Source organism: Streptomyces sp. MMG1533 (genome assembly GCF_001279775.1).
Classification (GTDB): Bacteria; Actinomycetota; Actinomycetes; order Streptomycetales; family Streptomycetaceae; genus Streptomyces.
In genome coordinates, this window is the sequence record NZ_LGDG01000219.1 from 56,379 (window position 1) to 75,911 (window position 19,533).

Annotated in this window: 18 protein-coding genes; 5 read left to right on the forward strand and 13 right to left on the reverse strand. The window is 71.6% G+C overall.

The genetic code is table 11. From position 1 onward, the window contains the following. Positions 1-23 precede the first annotated feature (23 nt). From efeB to ADK57_RS24585, 6 genes are all read right to left on the reverse strand, one after another. The gene (gene efeB / locus ADK57_RS24560) at positions 24-1,316 is read right to left on the reverse strand and encodes an iron uptake transporter deferrochelatase/peroxidase subunit (RefSeq protein ID WP_053751710.1); all 1,293 of its coding nucleotides are present in this window, start codon (positions 1,314-1,316) and stop codon (positions 24-26) included. A gap of 8 nt (positions 1,317-1,324) precedes the next feature. Then, a complete protein-coding gene (locus tag ADK57_RS24565; protein WP_053751711.1) occupies positions 1,325-3,220 on the reverse strand; it encodes a copper resistance CopC/CopD family protein in 1,896 nt (631 codons plus the stop codon). Positions 3,221-3,233: 13 nt separating this feature from the next. Continuing rightward, positions 3,234-3,695 carry a copper chaperone PCu(A)C gene (locus ADK57_RS24570; RefSeq protein WP_053751712.1) on the reverse strand — a complete coding sequence of 154 codons (462 nt, stop codon included), beginning with the start codon at positions 3,693-3,695 and terminating at the stop codon, positions 3,234-3,236. Then, on the reverse strand, positions 3,692-4,345 hold the full coding sequence (locus ADK57_RS24575; protein WP_053751713.1) for an SCO family protein: 654 nt from the start codon (positions 4,343-4,345) through the stop codon (positions 3,692-3,694). Before ADK57_RS24575 ends, ADK57_RS24570 begins: the two co-directional genes overlap by 4 nt. Before the next feature lie 90 nt (positions 4,346-4,435). After that, a complete protein-coding gene (locus tag ADK57_RS24580) occupies positions 4,436-5,176 on the reverse strand; it encodes a YcnI family protein (RefSeq protein WP_053751714.1) in 741 nt (246 codons plus the stop codon). A gap of 184 nt (positions 5,177-5,360) precedes the next feature. Beyond that, entirely contained in the window at positions 5,361-6,200 is an 840-nt protein-coding gene (locus ADK57_RS24585; protein WP_053751715.1) for a hypothetical protein, read from the reverse strand. A gap of 231 nt (positions 6,201-6,431) precedes the next feature. Here ADK57_RS24585 and ADK57_RS24590 point away from each other — a divergent pair, with 231 nt between their 5' ends. The 3 genes from ADK57_RS24590 to ADK57_RS24600 all read left to right on the forward strand — a co-directional run bounded on the left by ADK57_RS24590 (position 6,432) and on the right by ADK57_RS24600 (position 8,781). After that, positions 6,432-6,887: an ATP-binding protein gene (locus ADK57_RS24590; protein ID WP_053751716.1), complete on the forward strand. Its 456-nt coding sequence runs from the start codon at positions 6,432-6,434 to the stop codon at positions 6,885-6,887. Between the two features lie 109 nt (positions 6,888-6,996). Continuing rightward, positions 6,997-7,932, forward strand: coding sequence for an intradiol ring-cleavage dioxygenase (locus tag ADK57_RS24595; protein WP_234390400.1), 936 nt, complete (start codon positions 6,997-6,999; stop codon positions 7,930-7,932). A 9-nt stretch (positions 7,933-7,941) separates the two neighbouring features. Continuing rightward, a complete protein-coding gene (locus tag ADK57_RS24600) occupies positions 7,942-8,781 on the forward strand; it encodes a triphosphoribosyl-dephospho-CoA synthase (protein WP_053751717.1) in 840 nt (279 codons plus the stop codon). Here ADK57_RS24600 and ADK57_RS24605 read toward each other — a convergent pair. The 4 genes from ADK57_RS24605 to ADK57_RS24620 all read right to left on the reverse strand — a co-directional run bounded on the left by ADK57_RS24605 (position 8,756) and on the right by ADK57_RS24620 (position 14,554). Then, a complete protein-coding gene (locus ADK57_RS24605; protein ID WP_053751718.1) occupies positions 8,756-9,979 on the reverse strand; it encodes an MFS transporter in 1,224 nt (407 codons plus the stop codon). The genes ADK57_RS24600 and ADK57_RS24605 overlap by 26 nt on opposite strands. Positions 9,980-10,068: 89 nt before the next feature. Continuing rightward, positions 10,069-11,412, reverse strand: a complete 1,344-nt coding sequence (locus ADK57_RS24610; protein WP_199830676.1) for a PLP-dependent aminotransferase family protein — start codon at positions 11,410-11,412, stop codon at positions 10,069-10,071. A 63-nt stretch (positions 11,413-11,475) separates the two neighbouring features. After that, entirely contained in the window at positions 11,476-12,945 is a 1,470-nt protein-coding gene (locus ADK57_RS24615; protein ID WP_053751720.1) for an aminopeptidase P family protein, read from the reverse strand. Positions 12,946-13,039: 94 nt separating this feature from the next. Further along, positions 13,040-14,554, reverse strand: a complete 1,515-nt coding sequence (locus ADK57_RS24620; protein WP_199830677.1) for a PP2C family protein-serine/threonine phosphatase — start codon at positions 14,552-14,554, stop codon at positions 13,040-13,042. A gap of 494 nt (positions 14,555-15,048) precedes the next feature. Between ADK57_RS24620 and ADK57_RS24625 the strand changes: the two genes are divergently transcribed. Continuing rightward, positions 15,049-15,714 carry a bifunctional DNA primase/polymerase gene (locus tag ADK57_RS24625; protein WP_053751722.1) on the forward strand — a complete coding sequence of 222 codons (666 nt, stop codon included), beginning with the start codon at positions 15,049-15,051 and terminating at the stop codon, positions 15,712-15,714. A gap of 55 nt (positions 15,715-15,769) precedes the next feature. After that, on the forward strand, positions 15,770-16,366 hold the full coding sequence (locus ADK57_RS24630; protein ID WP_053751723.1) for a hypothetical protein: 597 nt from the start codon (positions 15,770-15,772) through the stop codon (positions 16,364-16,366). Between the two features lie 244 nt (positions 16,367-16,610). Here ADK57_RS24630 and ADK57_RS24635 read toward each other — a convergent pair whose 3' ends face one another. The 3 genes from ADK57_RS24635 to ADK57_RS24645 form a co-directional block, all read right to left on the reverse strand. After that, complete coding sequence (locus ADK57_RS24635) at positions 16,611-17,576, reverse strand: DUF5926 family protein (RefSeq protein WP_053751724.1); 966 nt, start codon at positions 17,574-17,576, stop codon at positions 16,611-16,613. Positions 17,577-17,717: 141 nt separating this feature from the next. Continuing rightward, the gene (locus ADK57_RS24640) at positions 17,718-18,365 is read right to left on the reverse strand and encodes an ATP-binding protein (protein WP_053751725.1); all 648 of its coding nucleotides are present in this window, start codon (positions 18,363-18,365) and stop codon (positions 17,718-17,720) included. A gap of 139 nt (positions 18,366-18,504) precedes the next feature. Beyond that, positions 18,505-19,332: a glycerophosphodiester phosphodiesterase gene (locus tag ADK57_RS24645; RefSeq protein ID WP_053751726.1), complete on the reverse strand. Its 828-nt coding sequence runs from the start codon at positions 19,330-19,332 to the stop codon at positions 18,505-18,507. Between the last annotated feature and the right edge of the window lie 201 nt (positions 19,333-19,533).

Genomic DNA, 19,533 nt, shown 5'->3' on the forward strand with positions numbered 1-19,533 from the left:
GTCGTACGACACCCCCGGAATCGTCACCCCTCCAGCAACCCCTGCCCCACGTACTCCCCCTCCGCCGCCCCGCCCGGCACCGCGAACAGGCCGCTCGACTCGTGGCGGATGAACCGGGACAGGGCGTCGCCCCGGTCGAGCTTGCGCTGGACGGGGACGAAGCCGCGCAGGGGGTCCGCCTGCCAGCAGACGAAGAGGAGGCCGGCGTCGGGGACTCCGTCGCCGTCGAAGCCGTCGTGGTACGAGAAGGGGCGCCGGAGCATCGCCGCGCCCCCGTTCTGGTCGGGCCGGGTGATGCGGGCGTGGGCGTTGATCGGGACGACCAGGTTGCCCTTGGCGTCGGCCTTCTCCAGGTCCATGTCGGTCGTCTCGGTGCCCCCGGACAGCGCCGCCCCGTCGGACTTGCGGCGCCCGATGACGTCCTCCTGGGCCGTGACCGAGAGCTTCTCCCAGTCGTCGAGGAGCATGCGGATACGGCGTACGACGGCGTAGGAGCCGTCGGCCATCCACGACGGGTCGCTCGAACCGGAGGAGGGCACGAAGATCCGCTGGTCGAAGTCGGACTCGCTCGGCTTCGGATTGCGGGTGCCGTCCATCTGGCCCATGAGGTTGCGGGCCGTCATGGGTTGGGAAGTGGCGCCCGGTGTGCGGTTGAAGCCGTTCATCTGCCAGCGGATGCGGGCCGCGCCGCCCGCGTCCTTCTGGATCGCGCGCAGGGCGTGGAAGGCGACCAGCGCGTCGTCGGCGCCGATCTGCACCCACAGGTCGCCGTCGCTGCGCTTCTTGTCGAGGTGGTCGGAGGAGAAGTCGGGCAGCGGGTCCAGGGAGGCCGGGCGCTGTTTCTCCAGCCCGGTGCGGGCGAAGAAGCTGTGGCCGAATCCGAAGGTGACCGTGAGCGAGGACGGGCCGGCGTCCCGGGCGACATCCGTGTCGTCCTGCGTCGCCGCCTCGCCCGCCATCAGCCGCCGGGCCGTCTGAGACCAGCGGCGCAGCAGCGCGGCGGCCTCCTTGCGGCCTGCGCCGGCCGCCAGGTCGAAGGCGATGAGATGGCCGCGGGCCTGGAGGCCCTGGGTGATGCCGGGCTGATGTTTCCCGTGAAACATCACCTCATCGGTACCCACGGAGGTGAGCGGGGTGGCCTCGGCCGGGCGGGCGGCGTATCCCACGGCCCCGCCGGCCGCACCGAGGACGAGCCCGGTGGCGCCGGCGGTGCTCAGCAGCTTGCGCCGCGAAAGGCCCTCCATTGAGGGGGCCTGTTCGGAAGCGCCCTCCTCAAGAGCGGGAGTTCGGGCCTCCGGGATGGACTGGTCAGGCATGGTGTGCTTCAGCCGATCTGCGCGTTCTTGGAGACGGTCGTCTGGTCGATGTCGGAGGTCCGCACGGTCACCGCGACCGTCCACTCGCCCGCCATGGGGATCTGCACTCCGCTCGCCGCCCAGTGGCCGGTGGTGATGTGGTCGGGGACGACGGGCAGCGGCCCGATGTCCTTGGTCTTCAGGGTGAAGGCGACCTTCACCTCGGGGATGTCGAAGGCGCGCCCGTTGGGCCGCTCCACGTAGACGTGCATTTCGTTGGCGCCCACGCGCGCGGGGTCGAGATCGACGCGGACGACGCCCTTGCCGTCCTCGCCGCCGGTGTCGAACGACATGTCCAGGGTGACCGCCCCCGACGACGGGTTCGAGGAGGACGAAGAGGACGAGGACGAGGAAGACGAGGCCGCCTTGGCGTCCTGCTCCGTACGACCCGGTTCGGTCTGCGTCAGCACGGTGGTGACGGCGAGCAGCACGACGGCGACCGTGGCCTCGGCGAGCACCGAGCGGCGCAGCCCGAACCGGTTCGGGTCGGCGTCCCGCTCCCGCTTCTGCCGCGCCACGTCCATCGCGGCCTGTTGCCGGGCGAGCTGCGCGGCGCGCTTGGCATCGCCGGCGCCCTTGGAGCCGCCGGCGGTGACCTGCTCCTTCTGAGGCGCCTGCTTGCTCCGCTGGACCACCGTGTCCGCGAGCTGTGCCGTCCAGCGCCGGGAGATGTACGCGATGCCCACGAGCAGCGCGACGAGGCCGATCTTGACGAGCAGCAACTGCCCGTACCGCGTGTCGGTGAACGCCGACCAGGAGCCGAGCTGGCGCCACGACTGGTAGGTCCCGGTCAGCACCAGCGCGACGACGCTCCCGAAGGCGACGGACGAGAAGCGGCGTACGGCGGCCGGGTCGACGGGTGTGTCCGCGGGCGCCCGGTACAGGGCCACGAGCAGGGCGGTGAGGCCGCCGAGCCAGGTCGCGACGGCCAGCAGGTGGACGACGTCGACCGGCATGGAGATGCCCGCCTGGAGCCCTACGGAGGCGTGCTCGGACATCGCCCAGCTCGCGGCGAGCCCGGCGGCCACGACGAATCCGCCGATGGCGAGCCCGAAGGTCAGATCCCGCTTCTCCTGGCCTTCGCGCTTGTCGTACGCCCCGAAGAGCACGGCGATGAACAGCGCGGCCGCGGCGAGCAGCAGCAGCCGGGACACCAGCGCCGCGCCCGTCTTGGTCTGGAGGACCTGGCCGAGCAGGTCCAGGTCGAAGATGTCGCCGACCTTGCCGGAGCCCGTATAGGAGCCGCGCAGGAGCAGCAGCACAAGCGTGGCCGAGGTGAGCGTGAGCCAGCCGGAGACGACGAGCCGCTGTACGGCCCGTACGCCGGAGCCGCGCTGCCAGCAGGCGAGGACGAAGGCGGCCCCGCCTACCAGGACGACGAAGCCGGCGTACGACATGTACCGCCCGAAGCCGTACAGCCAGCCGACGACCCCGCCGCCCGCGGTGCCGTCGGACACCGAGACGGATGTGGACGAGGGTGCGCCGACGGAGAAGGTGTAGGCGCCGGAGACGGGATGGCTGTCCGCGGACACGACCTGGTAGGTGACGGTGTAGGTGCCGTCGGGCAGGCCGCTGTGCAGCTGGACGGCGTACGTCGTCCCGCTCACGTTGGACGGCTTGCCGCGCTGGACGGGCGTGCCCTTGGGGTCGAGCACGCGCAGCGAGTCGGCGGACATCGAGACCTGCTCGGAGAAGGTCAGCGAGACCTGGGTGGGCGCCTTGTCGACCACCGCCCCCTGCCGGGGGTCGCTGCCGGTCAGGGCGGCGTGCGCGGAGGCCGGCGCGGCCCCGCCGAGGAGCAGGCCGGCCGCGGCCAGGAGCAGCAGCACCAGGGTCCGGACGCGGGGGGCGATGGTCGGCGTCAAGGTGATCCCTCCGTCAGTTTCCGGTCTTCGGGATGTATGTCGCCGACTTCACCGGCATCTTCACGACGACCGGGTCCGCCTTGGCGAAGTGCAGTTCGACGGAGACCGTCTGGCCCTGTTCGGGCTTGTGCTTCAGCTTGTCGAACATCAGATGGTTGTCACCGCTTTTGAACGCGAGTTGACCGTGGGCGGGGATGGAGAACCGGGTGATCGCCTCCATCGCGCCGCCGACCGTCCTGTGCATGGTGACTTCGCCGACGTCACTGCTGACCGAGGTCAGCTCGGCCTTCGTACCGCTGTCGTTGGCGATCGTCAGATAGCCGGCCGCCATGTCGTCGGACACCGGCTGCGGCATGTAGGCGCCGGAGACGGAGATGCCGTCGCCGGAACCGCTGTCGGAGCCGGAGTCCGAACCGCAGCCGGCCAGGACCAGGGACCCGGTGAGCACCACGAGGGGTACGGCCAGGGGCCTCACGGCTTCGCACCCTTCAGGAGCTTGGGGAGGTCCTTGGTGTAGTCGTCCACGGTGGCGTCCTCGCCGTAGAGGACGTATCCGGCGTCGGTCTTAGGGGAGAACGCGACGACCTGGGTGCCGTGCACGGAGACGGCCTTGCCGTTCTTGTCCTTGTGCGTCGGCTCGATGGAGATGCCGAGGGTGCGGGCGCCGGCCTGGATGGTGGAGAAGTCGCCGGTCAGGCCGACGAACTGGGTGTCGATGCCCTTGAGCCACTTGCCGAGCTCGGACGGGGTGTCCCGGTCCGGGTCGGTGGTGACGAACACCACGCGCAACTCGTCCTGTTCGGACTTGGGCAGCGACTTCTTGGCGACGGCGATGTTGTTCATCGTCAGCGGGCAGATGTCGGGGCAGTGGGTGTAGCCGAAGTAGATCAGGGTCGGCTTGCCCGCGGTCTCCTTGCGGAGGTCGTACGACTTGCCCCGGGTGTCGGTGAGGACCAGGTCCGGCTTCTCGAACGGCTGGTCGAGGACGGTGGCGGCCTTGTCCGAGCCGGCCTCCTCGGAGACCACGGAGACCGGCGAGCCGCTGTCGTCACCGCTGCCGCACGCGGAGAGGGTCAAAGTGGCGGCGGCGAGCAGCGCGGCCGCGGCGAACGTCTTCTTGCGCATAGAAAAATGTCCCAGATGTGATGGTGCCGGGCGGCACCGGGGTCGCACACCAGCCGTGCGAACCCCGGTGACCGGGCCGGACGGTGGACCTCAGGCGTCGGTGCGCCGACGCCCGGCGAGCACGCCGTACGCCACGCCCACCACGCCGACGACGATGCCGACGACGCCCAGGACGCGGGCGGTGGTGTCGCTGCTGTCGGCGGGGGCGGCGGTCTCGGCGCCGGCGGCCTCGGCGTCGGTGGCCTCTTCGGTGGCTTCGGCGGTGGCCGTGGAGTCGTGCGCGTGCTCGTCCTCGGAGGCGGCGGACAGCGTCAGTACGGGCGCCGGGTTCTCGGGCTCCTCCGCGCCTTCCTGCTGCTCCTCGATCCAGCGCACGACTTCCTTGTTGTCGTATGTCTGGATCGCCTTGAAGACCAGCTCGTCGGCGTCCTCGGGCAGCGCGCCGACGGAGACGGGGAACTTCTCGAAGAAGCCGGCCTTGATGCCGTCGCCGGTGGCGGTCCATGTGACCTTGGTGACGGCCTCGGTGATCTGCTCGCCGTGCAGTTCGACGGGCTTGTCGAGCTTGGACTTGGTGACCTTGATGTCCCAGCCGGCCATCGGCTCCGGCATCACCGAGGCCAGCGGGTGGTCGGTCGGGAAGTTGACCTCGAGCTTGGTGGTCGAGGCGTCGTCGCGCTCGTTGGGGACCTTGAAGTCGACGACCGCGTAACCGCCCTTGGCCGCGGTGCCCTCGGGCTGCACGCTGACGTGCGCGAACGCGGGAGAGGACAGGACGACGACGGCCGAGGCGGCGACGGCACCGGCGGCGGCGAGACGAGAGACCTTCATGGGGAGCACTCCACTCCTGGTGAGGCTTTCCGGATTTCCGGTGATGAAGAGGGGTACGCGTGCGCGTGCGTCAGCGATCACCGTCGATGGGTGGTCACTCGGAAGCACGGGCACACGCGCGTGCCGCGCGACGGCGGCCTCTCCCCACACCGGTCTACGGCTGTGGAGTGCTGGTCGCGTCGCGTCAGGCGGCGAGGGAGAAAGCGGCCGCGGGCGGGCCCCGCCTGATCACCGTGTGCTGGAGTGCGGTGGTACGGGGCGCAGGCGGCGCGAACAGGACGGCGGAGCGCGGGATGCGCGGACCGGCCTCGGGTGTGCCCGGCAGCCCGGCGCGCAGGGCGCGCACCAGCGCGAGCGCCCCGCGCAGGGACCGTACGAGTGCCCCCTCGGCGACCGAGTGCGCCGACAGCGCGGACATCTCGATGAGCCGCAGCAGCGCCATGTCCCCCCGGCGCAGCAGCCATCCCGCGGCCAGAGCCGCGAGGACGTGGCCGAGCAGCATCGGCAGCGACGGCAGCAGCGACATGGAGGAGCCCGCGGTGGTGGACAGGGCGTCCGCCGGGTGGTGCATGGAGCTCATGTCCCCACCCGTGCCCCGATAGACCCGCGCATCCACGAGGATCCGCTGGGCCTGCGCGGGGCTGATCGCCGCCGCGGTGGCCCCGCAGACGAGCCGCGCGGCCTGCTCGACCAACGAGGCGTCGGAGACGGAGGCGGCTGCGGTGGAGGCCGTGGAGGCCGTCGTGCCCTGCTGCCCCAGCCCGAACATCACGTGCAGCACGGTCTGTCCGACCGCGAGCAGCGCTGCGATGCCCGGCAGCGACCGCTCGCGTCCGGCGAACGGCACCACGACCAGGACGGCCCCCAGGAAGCCCGCGCCCAGCGTCCACAGCGGAACCCTGGCGCAGGAGGCGAGGCTGTGACCGGCCGCGGCCAGCACGACGCAGACCGCGGCGAACACCGCGGCCCGCAGCACCCGGAGATCGCCTCCGGAGCGCGCCGTTCGTGGGTGGGGGGCAGTCATGGCCGGCTCATCATCGCACTGGCCTTATGGTCGCCATACGGCAGGTCCACAAGATGACGTACGTGCTGTACGACCGGAAGGTCACCTTCTGCCACAAGGCGCCCCGCATACACCGGTGACCGCCCCAGGCACATCCCCCATATGGGCGGCATCACGTCAACTGTGTGCTTACGCCGGTGCACTCGCGGCAATACGTAACGGTATGTCGAGCCGCGGCCTGGAGGCTGGAGCATGAGCATCTGGTGGTCACTCCATCTACGGCGCGAGGCTGCGAGCGTTCCGCTCGCCCGGCGGCTGTTCCTCGGCACCATGGAGACGGCGGGCGTCGATCCCGACATCTCCTACGACCTCTCCCTGGCCCTCAGCGAGGCCTGCGCGAACGCCGTGGAGCACGGCGGGGACGGCGGGCGCGAGGGCTGTTCGCAGGCGTACCGCGTCACCGCCTACCTCGACGGCGAGAAGTGCCGTATCGAGGTCGCCGACTCCGGCCCCGGCTTCTCGGCCGTACGGCCCCGGCCGCCGGTCCGTCCGACGCCCGTCGAGGACGAGAACGGCCGCGGACTCTGTCTCATTCAGGAACTCGCCGATCACGTCCACATTGGCAACAAGCCGGGGCGGCGGGGCGCCGTGGTGAGCTTCGACAAGATCCTGAAGTGGAAGAAGGGCGCGCCGCTGATGGCGGTGTAGCGCCAACGCGCCGGCCACCCGCATTCCCGAAGATGCGCGGTATGCCCTCTCAGCTTGCGCACAGCGACGGCTCAGGTTCTTGACGGACGCCGTCCCTACGTTCATGGACATGACGGGAAACCACAAAGACACCTCCATCACCCGGCGCCGCGCCCTCGCGGTGACCGGCGGCACGGTCGCGGCCGGCGGCCTCGTCGTGGCCGGGTACCAGTCGGCCTTCGCCGATGACGCGACGACGACCACCGCCGATGCCACCGCCACCGCCTCGACGACCTCCACCGGCAGCGAGTGCATGACGCTGATGTCCAGCGTCACGGAGGGGCCGTACTACCTGGACGGCGCCCTGGTGCGGAAGGACATCACCGAGGGCAAGAGCGGCGTTCCGCTGACCCTGCGCCTCACCGTGGTGGACGCCACCGACGGCTGCACCCCGGTGCCCGGCGCGGCCGTGGAGATCTGGCACTGCGACGCCTGGGGCTACTACTCCGGCTACACCACCGCCAACCCCGGCGGCTCCGCGCCCGCGGAGAGCGAGGACGGTTCGACCGCCGACGGCAACACCTACCTGCGCGGGTACCAGATCGCCAACGCCAACGGGGTCGTCAAGTTCGAGACGATCTTCCCGGGCTGGTACACCCCGCGCACCTGCCACATCCACCTCAAGGTGCACACGGGTGGCGAGAAGGAGGACGGCACCTACGAGGGCGGCAAGGTCAACTACACCGGCCAGCTGTTCTTCGCCGACGAGATCGCCGAGGAGATCTTCACGCTGGAGCCGTACTCGAAGCACTCCGGCACCTACACCGAGCTCGCCGACGACATGGTCTACGACGGTGGCGGCGCCTCCAGTGGCCTGCTCACCCTCAAGGCCGTGCACAAGAGCGACCCGTCCAAGGGCTACAAGGGCTCCCTGACCCTCGGCGTGGACCCCGACGCCGAGAACACCGGCGCCGGCAGCGGCGGTGGCGGTACGCCCCCGGGCGACGCCCCCACGGGCACGCCCCCGAGCGACGGCGCCTCCCCGTCGGCCTCGGCGTCCTCCTAAGGTACGGCCATGACTAGCCGCGAGGACGAGGCGCTGGCACAGGCCGCCGTGACCGCGCTGACCGGGCAGCTGGCGCTGGCCCCCAAGCCCGGCCTGCCCGATCCGCGTGACCTGGGCGCCCGTACCACCCGGGTGGACCACTGCGCCCTGCGCTGGTCCGCCAAGGCGCTCGCGCCCGGCCTCGCGGCGATGGCCGCCGCGGCCCGCCGCACGGGCGAGCCCACGCCCCAACTCCGTACCGAACTGGGTGCGATCGGCCGGTGCACCGAGCACTCGGTGGGTCTGGCCGGCGGCGGCCACCGCGGCGCCCTGTGGGCGCTCGGCCTGCTGGTCGCCGCGGCCGCCCTCGACCCCCGAGCCGGGGCGAAGGACGTGACCGCGGCCGCCAAGCGGATCGCCGCGCACCCCGACCGGCAGGCCCCGCGACGGCCCTCGCGCGGCTCGTCGATCTCGGCGAAGTACGGCGCCGCCGGGGCGCGTGGCGAGGCGCGGGCCGGATTCCCGCACGTGCGGCGGGCGTTGGACGCCCTCGCCACCGCCCGCTCGGCCGGCGCCGACGAGAGCGAGGCCCGGCTGGACGCCCTGCTCACCGTGATGTCCACCCTCCAGGACACCGAACTCCTGCACACCGCGGGCCCGATCGGCCTGCGGCACGTCCAGGCGGGCGCCCGCGGAGTCCTGGAAGCGGGCGGTACGGCGACGGACACCGGCCGCGAAGCCCTGCACGCCCTCGACGCCGACCTGCACGCGCGCGCGTGGAGCCCGAGGGGGAGTGCGGGGCTGTTGGCGGGGGCGCTGTTCCTGGACTCGCTTCCGGTGCGGGTCAGTTCACCGGTACGCGCAGCCTGACGTCCGGCCGGGAGGCATGGGTCCGGCGGATCGCCGGGCCCATCGCGTACGACGCCACGAGCGTCGCCCCTCCCAGCAGCAGCCACCCCGCCGTCCCCCACCCGAGCAGCAGCGAGGTCAGCACCAGGGGACCCAGGGTGCGGGCCACGGTCACGCCGGTCCCGAAGAAACCCTGGTACTCGCCGACGCGGTCGGCCGGGGCCAGGTCGAACGACAGCTGCCAGGAACCGGCCGACTGCCCCATCTCGGCGACGACCTGCAGCACCGCACCGGCGACCAGCGCACCGGCGGCCACCCACGGCGAGGCGCCCGCCGACAGTGCGAACACCGCGCACGCCGCCAGCATCACCCACCCAGACCGCCGTACCGCGCGCGTGGCCGACGTGATCCCCGTGACCCCGCGCGCCATCCGCACCTGGAACAGCATCACCGCCCCGGTGTTGAGCACGAACAGCGCGGAGACCAGCCAGGCCGGCGCGTCCGTCCGCCCGGCGATCCACAGCGGCAGCCCGAGGCTGAGCAACGGCATGCGCAGCAGGAGCACGGTGTTGAGGAGCGTGAGGAGGGCGTAGGGGCGGTCGCGCAGCACCCCGAGGTCACGACGGCCTTCACGTACGACGGGCGCCACCGAGGGCAACCGCACCAACAGCACCGCGCACACCACGAAACTCACCGCGTCCAGCGCGAACACCCCGAGATACGCCGCCTGCGTCCCGGCGTGCAGTGCGAGCCCGCCCAGCCCCGCGCCCACCGCCAGACCCGCGTTGAGCGTCGACTGGAGATGCGCCAGCAGTCCGGTCCGCTCCCCGGCCGGCACCAGGCCCGCCAGCAGCGCCTGCCGGGCGGCGGCGAGCCCCGACTGCGCAGAGGCGTAGGCGCAGGCCGCCACCAGGAACGGCACGAAGTCCCGGACGGTCAGGAAGGACGCCACCGCAAGCCCGGTCGCCAGCGCCAGCAGCACCGCCGTTCCGCGCGCCCCGCGCCGGTCCGCGAGCCGCCCGAGCGGCACCCCCACCAGCGATCCGACCGCCCACGCGAGGGTCAGTCCGAGCCCCACGCGCGCGGGGGCGAGACCGACGACGTGGGTGAAGTAGAGCGCCGACGTCACGTAGTAGGCGCCGTCACCGACGGAGTTGCTCAACTGGGCCAGGGCCAGGACGCGTTGCGGCCCCGCGGGCGGGACGAGCGAGTTCGTCATGCGAACGACACTAGAAGCGTGGTGGACCCCTGTGGAGGCCCAATGGGCACACCTCTCAGTGGCCCAATCCAGCCTGTCGAGCGGCTGGTTCAGCCCCGGTCCAGCACCTTCCCCAACACGTCCAGCGCCTGCGGGTACACCCGCTCCCGAGGTGTCCCGTATCCCACGACCAGCCCCTGCGCCCGCCCCTCGACGCCCGGCGTGTGCCAGTGCTCCCCGAGATGCCCCACCGCAAGGCCCTCGGCCTCGGCGCGTGCCAGCGCCTCCGCCTCGTCGTCGACCTCCACCAGCGCGTGCAGCCCCGCCGCGATCCCGCGCACCCTCAAACGCGCCCCCAGCCGGTCCAGGAGCTGGTCCCGGCGTCGCCGGTACCGCAACCGGCAGGCGCGCACATGACGGTCGTACGCATGGCTCTCGATCAGCTCGGCCAGCGCCAACTGTCCGATGGACTCCGTGTGATGGTCGCTGTGCAGCTTGGCGTCGGCGACCGCGTCGACCAGGTCCGGCGGCAGCACCATCCACCCGAGCCGCAGTGCGGGCCCGAGCGTCTTGGAGGCGGTGCCCAGGTACGCCACCTGCCCCGGCGCCATCCCCTGGAGCGCGCCGACGGGCTGCCGGTCGTAGCGGAACTCCCCGTCGTAGTCGTCCTCGACGATCAGCCCGCCACGCGCGCGTGCCCAGTCGGTCAGCGCCCGCCGGCGCTCCGGATGCAGGGTCACGCCGGTCGGGTACTGGTGCGCGGGCGTGACGACGACGGCCGAGGCGTCCCCCAAGTCCTCCACGAGAGCGCCCCGTTCGTCCACCCGCACCGGCACCACCCGCCCGCCGCCCCGCCGCACCACCTCCCGGTGGAAGGGCAGCCCGGGATCCTCCATGGCGAACGTGCCGCCCTCCAGCACCCGGGTGAGCAGCGAAAGCCCCTGCACATACCCGGAGGTGACCACGATCCGCTCCGGCGGCGCGATCACCCCGCGCGCCCGCCCCAGATACCCCGACAGCGCCGTCCGCAGCTCGATCCGCCCGCGCGGATCGCCGTAGTCGTACGCCCGCGAGGGTGCCGTCGCGATGGCACGCCGCAGCGCCCGCAGCCAGGCCGCCGCCGGAAACGTCCCCACGTCCGGACTCCCCGGCCGCAGATCGAAACGCGGCACACGCGCGCGTGCGGCAGCCTCCGGCGGCGCGGCGTCGACCGAGGGCAGCGAGGCGACCCGGGTACCCGACCCCTGCCGCGCGGTCAGATACCCCTCGGCGACGAGCTGGTCGTAGGCCGCCTTCACGGTGCCCCGGGACACCCCCAGTTCCACGGCGAGCCGCCGGGTGGCCGGCAACCGCGCCCCGGGCGCCAGCCGCCCGTCCCGCACGGCATCGCGCAGGGCACGCTCAAGCGCGTCACGACGCCCTTCACCGACGTCGGGCTCCACATGCAGGTCCACGCCGGCCCCCTCGGGGGCGCGGGGGACTGCGCGATCAGCCACGGACTACCCGCAGGCGAATGATCAGCTGTCCTTCAGAGACGCCATCCACGCCTCCACCTCGTCGGACTGCCGGGGCAGCCCCTCCGAAAGGTTCCGGTTGCCGTCCTGAGTCACCAGGATGTCGTCCTCGATCCGCACACCGATCCCCCGGTACTCCTCCGGCACCGTCAGGTCGTCCGCCTGGAAGTACAGTCCCGGCTCGACCGTCAGCACCATGCCCGGCTCCAGCGTGCCGTCCACATACGACTCCACGCGCGCGGCAGCGCAGTCATGGACGTCCATCCCGAGCATGTGCCCCGTGCCGTGCAGCGTCCACCGGCGCTGCAACCCCAGCTCCAGCACCCGCTCGACCGGCCCCTCGACCAGCCCCCACTCCACGAGCCGCTCGGTCAGCACCCGCTGTGCCGCGTCGTGGAAGTCCCGGTACTTCCCGCCCGGCTGCACCGCCGCGATACCGGCCTCCTGGGCGTCGTACACGGCATCGTAGATCCTCTTCTGGACCTCGCTGAACCGGCCGTTGACCGGCAGCGTGCGCGTGACGTCGGCGGTGTAGTACGTGTGCGTCTCGACGCCCGCGTCGAGCAGCAGCAGGTCACCGGAGCGCACGGGCCCGTCGTTGCGCACCCAGTGGAGCGTGCAGGCGTGCGGACCGGCCGCGGCGATGGTGCCGTAGCCGACGTCGTTGCCCTCCACGCGCGCGCGGAGGAAGAACGTGCCCTCGATGTACCGCTCGGAGGTGGCCTCGGCCTTGTCCAGGACACGTACGACGTCCTCGAAGCCGCGGACCGTCGAGTCGACCGCCTTCTGCAGCTCGCCGATCTCGAACTCGTCCTTGACCAGCCGCGCCTCGGAGAGGAAGACCCGCAGCTCCTCGTCGCGCTCGGCGGTGACCTTGTCGGTCAGCGCGGCCTCGATACCGGCGTCGTACCCGCGCACGACCCGCACCGGACCGGTGGCCTCGCGCAGTCGGTCGGCCAGCTCGCGCACGTCGGAGGCGGGGATGCCGTACAGCTTCTCGGCCTCGGTGAGGGAGTGCCGGCGGCCGACCCACAGCTCGCCCTGGCCGGAGAGCCAGAACTCGCCGTTCTCGCGGTCGGAGCGCGGCAGGAGGTAGATCGTCGCCCTGTGACCGTCCGCGGTGGGCTCCAGGACGAGCACGCCGTCCTCTGTCTGGTTGCCGGTGAGGTACGCGTACTCGACCGACGCCCGGAAGGCGTACTCGGTGTCGTTCGAGCGGGTCTTCAGGTTGCCCGCGGGGATCACCAGACGGTCGCCCGGGAAGCGCGCGGAGAGCGCGGCACGCCGGGCGGCGGTCTCGGCGGCCTGGGCGATCGGCTCCAGGCCACGCAGCTCCGTGTCGGCCCAGCCGGACTTCATGCTCTCGGCCAGCTCGTCGGACACGCCCGGGTACAGGCCGTTCTTCCGCTGCTTGATCGGCTCTTCAGACTCAGCTTCCGGGGTCTCCGGATTGAGCTCGTCGGCCACGGTCATCCTCCTAGATACGGCACTGGACCCCCTCCATCGTACGGTCGTACGGAAGGGGGCCCAGGGCCGGAAGACCTGTTACCGCCGGCCTCGCCGGCCGCTACTCGAACTGTGCGGCGAGCAAGACCACGTCCTCTTCGCTGTCCGCCTCGTCCAGCCCGTCCGGCAGCACGGTCCGCAGCACGTGGTCGGCGATCGCCTCCGGGTCGCGCCGCAGTGCCTTGGGCACGCCCGCCGCCGCCGCGTGCAGCCGGGCGAAGGCGCGGTCCGTGGGGTCGCCGGTGCGGTGCAGCAGCCCGTCGGTGTAGAGCAGAACCGTCTCGCCCGCCTCCGCCTCGAACTCCACGCTCGGCGCCTCCCAGCAGGTGAGCATCCCGAGCGGCGCGGACACGGAGGTCTCCACGAACTCGGTGCGCTGCTCCCCGACCAGCAGCGGCGGGCAGTGCCCGGCACCGGCCAGCGTGATCTTGCGCAGCGCGGGCTCGCAGTAGGCGAACAGCGCGGTGGCCGAGCGGGCCGGCTCGGTGAGCCTGAGCAGCAGCTCCAGGTCCGACAGGACGGCGACCGGGTCCTCGCCCTCCATCACGGCGTACGCCCGCAGGGACGCCCTCAGCCGTCCCATCGCGGCGATCGCGCTGGGCCCGGAACCCGTCACCGAGCCCACGGCGAGGCCGAGTGCGGCGTCCGGCAGCGGCAGCGCGTCGTACCAGTCGCCGCCGCCGCGCGGACCGGTGCGGTGCCGGGCCGCGAGCCGTACTCCGGCGACACGGGGGAGCCGGGACGGCAGCAGTTCCTCGGCGATCGTCGCCATGCACGCGCGCGTGCGCTCGACTTCGAGCAGCCGGGCCAGGTGCTCGCCGGCGTAACGGGCGTACAGGCCGACGAGGTGACGCTGGCGCTCGGTCGGCTCGGCAGGTTCGTCGTAGAGCCACACGGCGGCACCGAGGCGGCCGGTGGTGTCCTCGGCGGTCAGGGGGAGGGCGTAGCTCGCGGCGTACCCGAGGCGGGCGGCGACCTCGCGGTGGCGGGGGTCGAGCCCGTCCTCGGCGAAGAGGTCGGGCTGGGTGATCTCGCCGTCGCCGCCGGGCAGTCCGTCGAGGATGCGGCCGTACGACATGGAGCTGCGCGGCACGGTCTCGATGTGCCCGAGGTCGGCACGGGCGAGGCCGAGGCCGATGGTGGTGTCGGGGCCCAGTCCGTCGCCCGGTTCCAGGACGACGAGTCCGCGGCGGGCGCCCACCAGGGCGGCTCCGGCGTGCAGCAGTTCCTGCAGGGCGTCCGACAGTGCATCCGTGCGGGCCAGGCGTTCTGTGAGCTCGTGGAGAGTCGTGAGGTCCGAGACCCAGCCGGCGAGACGGTCCTGAAGCAGCGCGCCCGGCGCGTTGGCCGAGAGAACCGCAGAGGTGCCCGAGGCGGCTGGCGCGGGCGCGACAGTGTGTGCGGGCGAGGGAACCGTTGAATCGATTCCAGCCACTTTCGGAGGGTGAGGGGCGTTCATGGCGTCCGGCTTTCCGACCGGTGCGTATTGCTCAAAAGCATCGCAAACCCCCATGTCATTCTGCGCCGCTAGCAGTGTCTCCACATGTACACGCACTCGTGAGGGGATGTCCAGCATTGTCCTGCCGGGATTCCTGGTGTCCGTGGGTCGGCGGTGCACCGCTTGCCAAAAAGCAAAGTTGGCCTAAAACTGACTCGGGTAACGGCTTATTGCGGTCGACTGGCCTTGCTCCACAGAGCGTCACATCGGTCGTGATGGGTACGTACTCGGAGAAGGCCAGGGGTGGTTGGGAACCACCCGGAACCTGGCGACGGACCCGGGCGTCTTAGCCACCGACGACCGAGCCCCATCCTCCCGTGGCGGAGGCGAAGAGAAATACGCGGGACGGCAAACGCCAGACTTCGCCACCCCCACGCCACGCCCACGCTTTTGATAGACCGCAGTGTGGGCGAGGCTGCCGCGGATGCAGCTCAACGTTCGGCCCATAGGGGTTCCCCTTGTCTCGGACAGGGGTGTGATGCGCCAACAGGTACGCACAGTGAAGTGATCGACACATGGTGTGATGTGGTCCTCGGTGTTGCCAGCGGTGCAACGGAAAGGAACGAGCGCTCATGCGCGAGATCCTCGGAAAGCGACGCAGGCTCCTGTCCCAGCGCAGCGACGGAAGGCCTGAGTTGATCAGCGCGGCCCTGACCTTCGCGACGGAATGGCAGTGGCCCGTACTCCCGGGCGTGGCGGCGGACCCGCAAGGGCGGGCCCGCTGCGGCTGCCCCGACCCCGAGTGCACGGTGCCCGGTGCCCACCCCTTCGACCCCGGCCTCCTCGCGGCCACCACCGACGAGCGCATGGTGCGCTGGTGGTGGAACAACCGCCCCGCCGCGCCGATCGTCCTGGCCACCGGCGGGAACGCTCCCTGCGCGGTCAGCCTGCCGGCCCTCGCGGCCGCCCGCGCCCTCGCCGTGCTCGACCGCAACGGCATGCGGCTCGGCCCGGTCGTCGCCTCGCCCACCCGCTGGGCGCTGCTCGTGAAGCCGTACTCCATGGAGCAGCTGGGCGAGCTGCTGTACGCCAAGGACTACGTCCCCGGCTCCCTCCGCTTCCACGGCGAGGGCGGCTATCTGGCCCTGCCCCCCTCGGAGACCGGCCACGGCGAGATCCGCTGGGAACGCGCCCCGCTGCCCGGCTCGGCCTCCCCGTGGGTGCCCGACGTCGAGGCCGTGGTGGACGCGGTGGTCGAGGCCCTCACTCGTACGGGTGTGAGCGCACCCGAGTTGTAGGGGTGTCGGGCGCGGGCGAACCGGACGCCCGCGCCCGCTCGTTATCTTCCGGTACATGTCGCGACATTCCGGGGGACGACCCCCCGGCCCCCGAATCGTTCGTCTGCTCGCCCTCGCGGGCATCGTGGCCTGCGCGGTCGCGCTGCCGCTTGCCATGGCATCCGCGGGACAGGTGGGCGACAAGGGGCGCTCGCCCGTACGCGGTCCTTCCGCGGACGCCGCGGTACGTCCTTCCGCGCCGCCCGCCGACGCCAAGGCGCCCTCCGCCGAACCCACCGGCTCCCCGCCACTGCTCGGCCTCGGTCTTGCCACCGCCGCCCGCTGCGGCCCCGAACTCACCTCCCCCGACGGCGTCGAGGCACAGACGTGTGTGCTGACGCAGGGTGAGGAGACATGGGCGCGCACCTACTACCGCAATGCGACCGGCGGAGCGCTGGACTCGGTGCTGAGCCTCATGGCGCCCGGCGGACGCACCGTGCTGATGCACTGCGCGGTGAGCGCCGGGGACGAGCCGGGAACCTGCGAGACGCCCCGGGAGCAGACCCGGGGGAACCCGGACGGATACACGGCGGTCGCGGAGTTCGCGGGGCGGGCCGGGGACGGGCTCCTGCTGCGGGCCGGGAGCAACTCCAAGGCTGCTACGGGCAGTTGACGCGCGACGCCGTTGCGTAAAGGGTCCGCGGACATGAAAAGACCCGGTTGCTGGCGACGGGGGATGCACCAGCAACCGGGCTACTCAAACGGTAACAAGAGATCGGCCGTTCGCAAATTCGATCTCTCCTCGGGCCCGGCTATTCGGACACCGACTGGCTTGCGATGAACGGGAGTTGTGAGCGGAGTCGCCGATTCCGAAAGGCCCCGTGCAGCTGACCGACCGGTCAGCTGCACGGTCTCCGTCAACTCAGCGTGACCTGCCGGTTGGTCAGCCCGCCGCGCGCGCGGCGCTCGTCCGCGGTCAGCGGTGCGTCCGTGGCCAGCGCGCCGGCGAGGCGCTCGGCGAACTCCGCCGCCGGCTTCTCGATGTCCTCCGCGGTGACCTCGCTCGGCAGGTCCCAGACCGGCACGGTGAGCCCGTGAGCACGGAAGGAGCCCACGAGACGGGTGCCTTCGCCGAGGTTCGACCTGCCCGCCGCGTGGAGCCGCGCCAGGGCGTCCAGAAGCTGCTCCTCCGGGTGCGGCATCACCCAGCGCAGGTGGTTCTTGTCCGGGGTCTCGCACCAGTACGCGGCGTCCACGCCGGTCAGCCGCACGGTCGGGATGGCTGCGGCGTTGGCCCGCTCCAGGGAGGCGGTCACCTCCGGCGTGGCGTTCTCCGCGTCCGGGACCCAGAACTCGAAGCCCGGGTGCACAACTGGCTCGAACGTGCCTTCCGTGTCGAGCAGTTCCTGCAGTCGCGGACCGTCCGCCGGGGCGCGGCGGGCCTGGACCGGAGTGCCCGGGTCCGCGGTGAGCGCGCGCTGGAGGGTGTCGGCGAGGTCGCGGCTGATGTCGCCCGAGGCCGTGTCGTTCTGCAGGCCGAGCAGGACCGAGCCGTCGTCGCGGCGCAGCGCCGGCCAGGCCATCGGCAGCACCGTGGCCAACGTGACCGACGGGACGCCCTCGGGGAGGCCGCCCTTGAGGGTCAGCTCCACCGTGGCGGCCGGCACCAGCTCGCGCAGTGCCACCCAGTCGCACTCGCCGGCCAGCCCCTCGAAGGGACGCTGCACCAGCTCGGTCACGGCATGCTGGGCGGCCCGGCCGTGACAGGCCTTGTAACGGCGGCCGCTGCCACAGGGGCAGGGCTCACGGGCGCCGACCACCGGGATCTCCGCATCGCTGAGCTGCGGCCGCTTGGCCTTCGTCTGGGGTCGCTTCTTGGCCATCGTGGGTGTCTCCCGGTTACGGCTCGTCTCGTACGGGCGCGAGCCTAGCCGTTTGCGCCATCAACGACCGGAGCCTGTGGACAACGCGGCCTACGTGCCGACCTGTGGACAACGCGCCGGATCCTCCGGGAACCGGCCGGTTCAGTCCAGGTCGTCGAAGGCGTCCACGAAGTTCAGCTCGGCCATCCCCGGCATCACCGAGACCGCCGGTGCCGCGACGCGCGTGGCGAAGTCGTTGCGTCGGTGACCGGCGTCCGGATCATGTACGTCGTCGTGGACGACGACCCACACCGTGACCTCACCGCGGGCGTCGTCCCGTACGCCCCAGTCGTCCGCCAGCGCGGTGATGATGTTCAGCCCGCGGCCGCCGTGCGCGGTGACCGAGGGCGTGGCCGGAGCAGGGCGGGTGGGACCGCCGCCGTCCGTCACCTCGACCGTGAGCCTGCCGCCCGTGTCCACCCGCCAGGCGGCCCGGACGTCGCCGTCCCCGGCCAGGGCGTCGCCCAACGGCCTGCCGTGCTTGCAGGCATTGCTCAAGAGTTCGGAAAGAATCAGTACGGCGTCGTCGATGACCGCTTCCGACACACCGCCCCCGCGCAGCTGAGCGCGCATACGGTGTCGTGCCTTGCCCACGCCCGCAGGGCCATGGGGTACGGCCATGCTCGACGACGTGGGCACCTCCTGTGCCACCACCAACGCCACCCCCGAGACCTCCTTTGCCCCACGCCACGGAGTGGATGCCCCATTGGCCTGTACCGGAAACCGGCCAATCCATGTCCGGTGACGCATTCGCAACGATCGAATACGGACCGAACGCGCCGGAGCACTCCCCGTAGTGGACTGGCCGGATTTCGACGGTGTGGCCGAGATCGGAGGATGGGGCCAGTGGGGCTGCCGGGTCAAGAGTCGTGCGGCACGCGCGCGTGCCTCAGCGGCCGAGCCGGCCCAGAACCGCGCGCGGGCGGTTGGTGATGATGGCGTCGACGCCCAGGTCGACACAGAGATCGACGTCCTCGAGCTCGTTCACCGTCCACACGTGCACCTGGTGTCCGGCTTGTTTCAGACGCTCGATGTACGCCGGGTGATTGCGCACGATCCGGATCGAGGGACCCGCGATCCGGACGCCCGCCGGCAGTCGCCCGTCGCGCAGCCGGGGTGAGACGAACTGCATCAGATAGACCGTCGGCAGCGTCGGCGAGGCGGACCGCACCCGGTGCAGCGAGCGCGCCGAGAAGCTCATGACCCGCACCGGCGACTCGGCCGCGGACGCCGGGGCGTCCAGCCCGAACCGCTTCAGCAGCACCAGCAACCGCTCCTCGACCTGCCCCGCCCACCGCGTGGGGTGCTTGGTCTCGATCGCAAGCTCCACCCGGCGCCCCGCGTCGGCGACGAGTTCGAGCAGCCGCTCCAGGGTGAGGACGGAGGTGTCCTCGTGGTCCTCGGGGCGGAACTCCCAGTCGGGCTCCTCGTCGCGGGTGCGCCAGAAGTCCCGGGTCTTCCGCGAGCCGAAGTCCAGGGCGGCGAGATCGGCGAGCTCCAGCGCGGAGACCGCGCCGCGGCCGTTGGACGTACGGTTGACGCGACGGTCGTGGACGCAGACGAGATGGCCGTCCGCGGTCAGCCGTACATCGCATTCGAGGGCATCGGCACCGTCCTCGATCGCCTTCCTGTACGCGGCCAGCGTGTGCTCGGGGGCCTCCTCCGAGGCTCCGCGGTGGGCGACGACCTGAATCCGGTGCTGTCGTACGTGGGTCACCGCGTCATGGTGCCACCGCACGGGGGTACGCGTGCGAACGGAGGCTCTGGGATTGCGCCTCATTTGTCCAACATGACCTATATAAAGGATGGCCGTGGACCCACAGGCACCGCTTATGGTGCTCTGACGGCCTGTGGGAAAAGCTGACGGCATACAAAAACACATGCACAGCTGCATCGCGCCGGACCGTCGACCAACGCG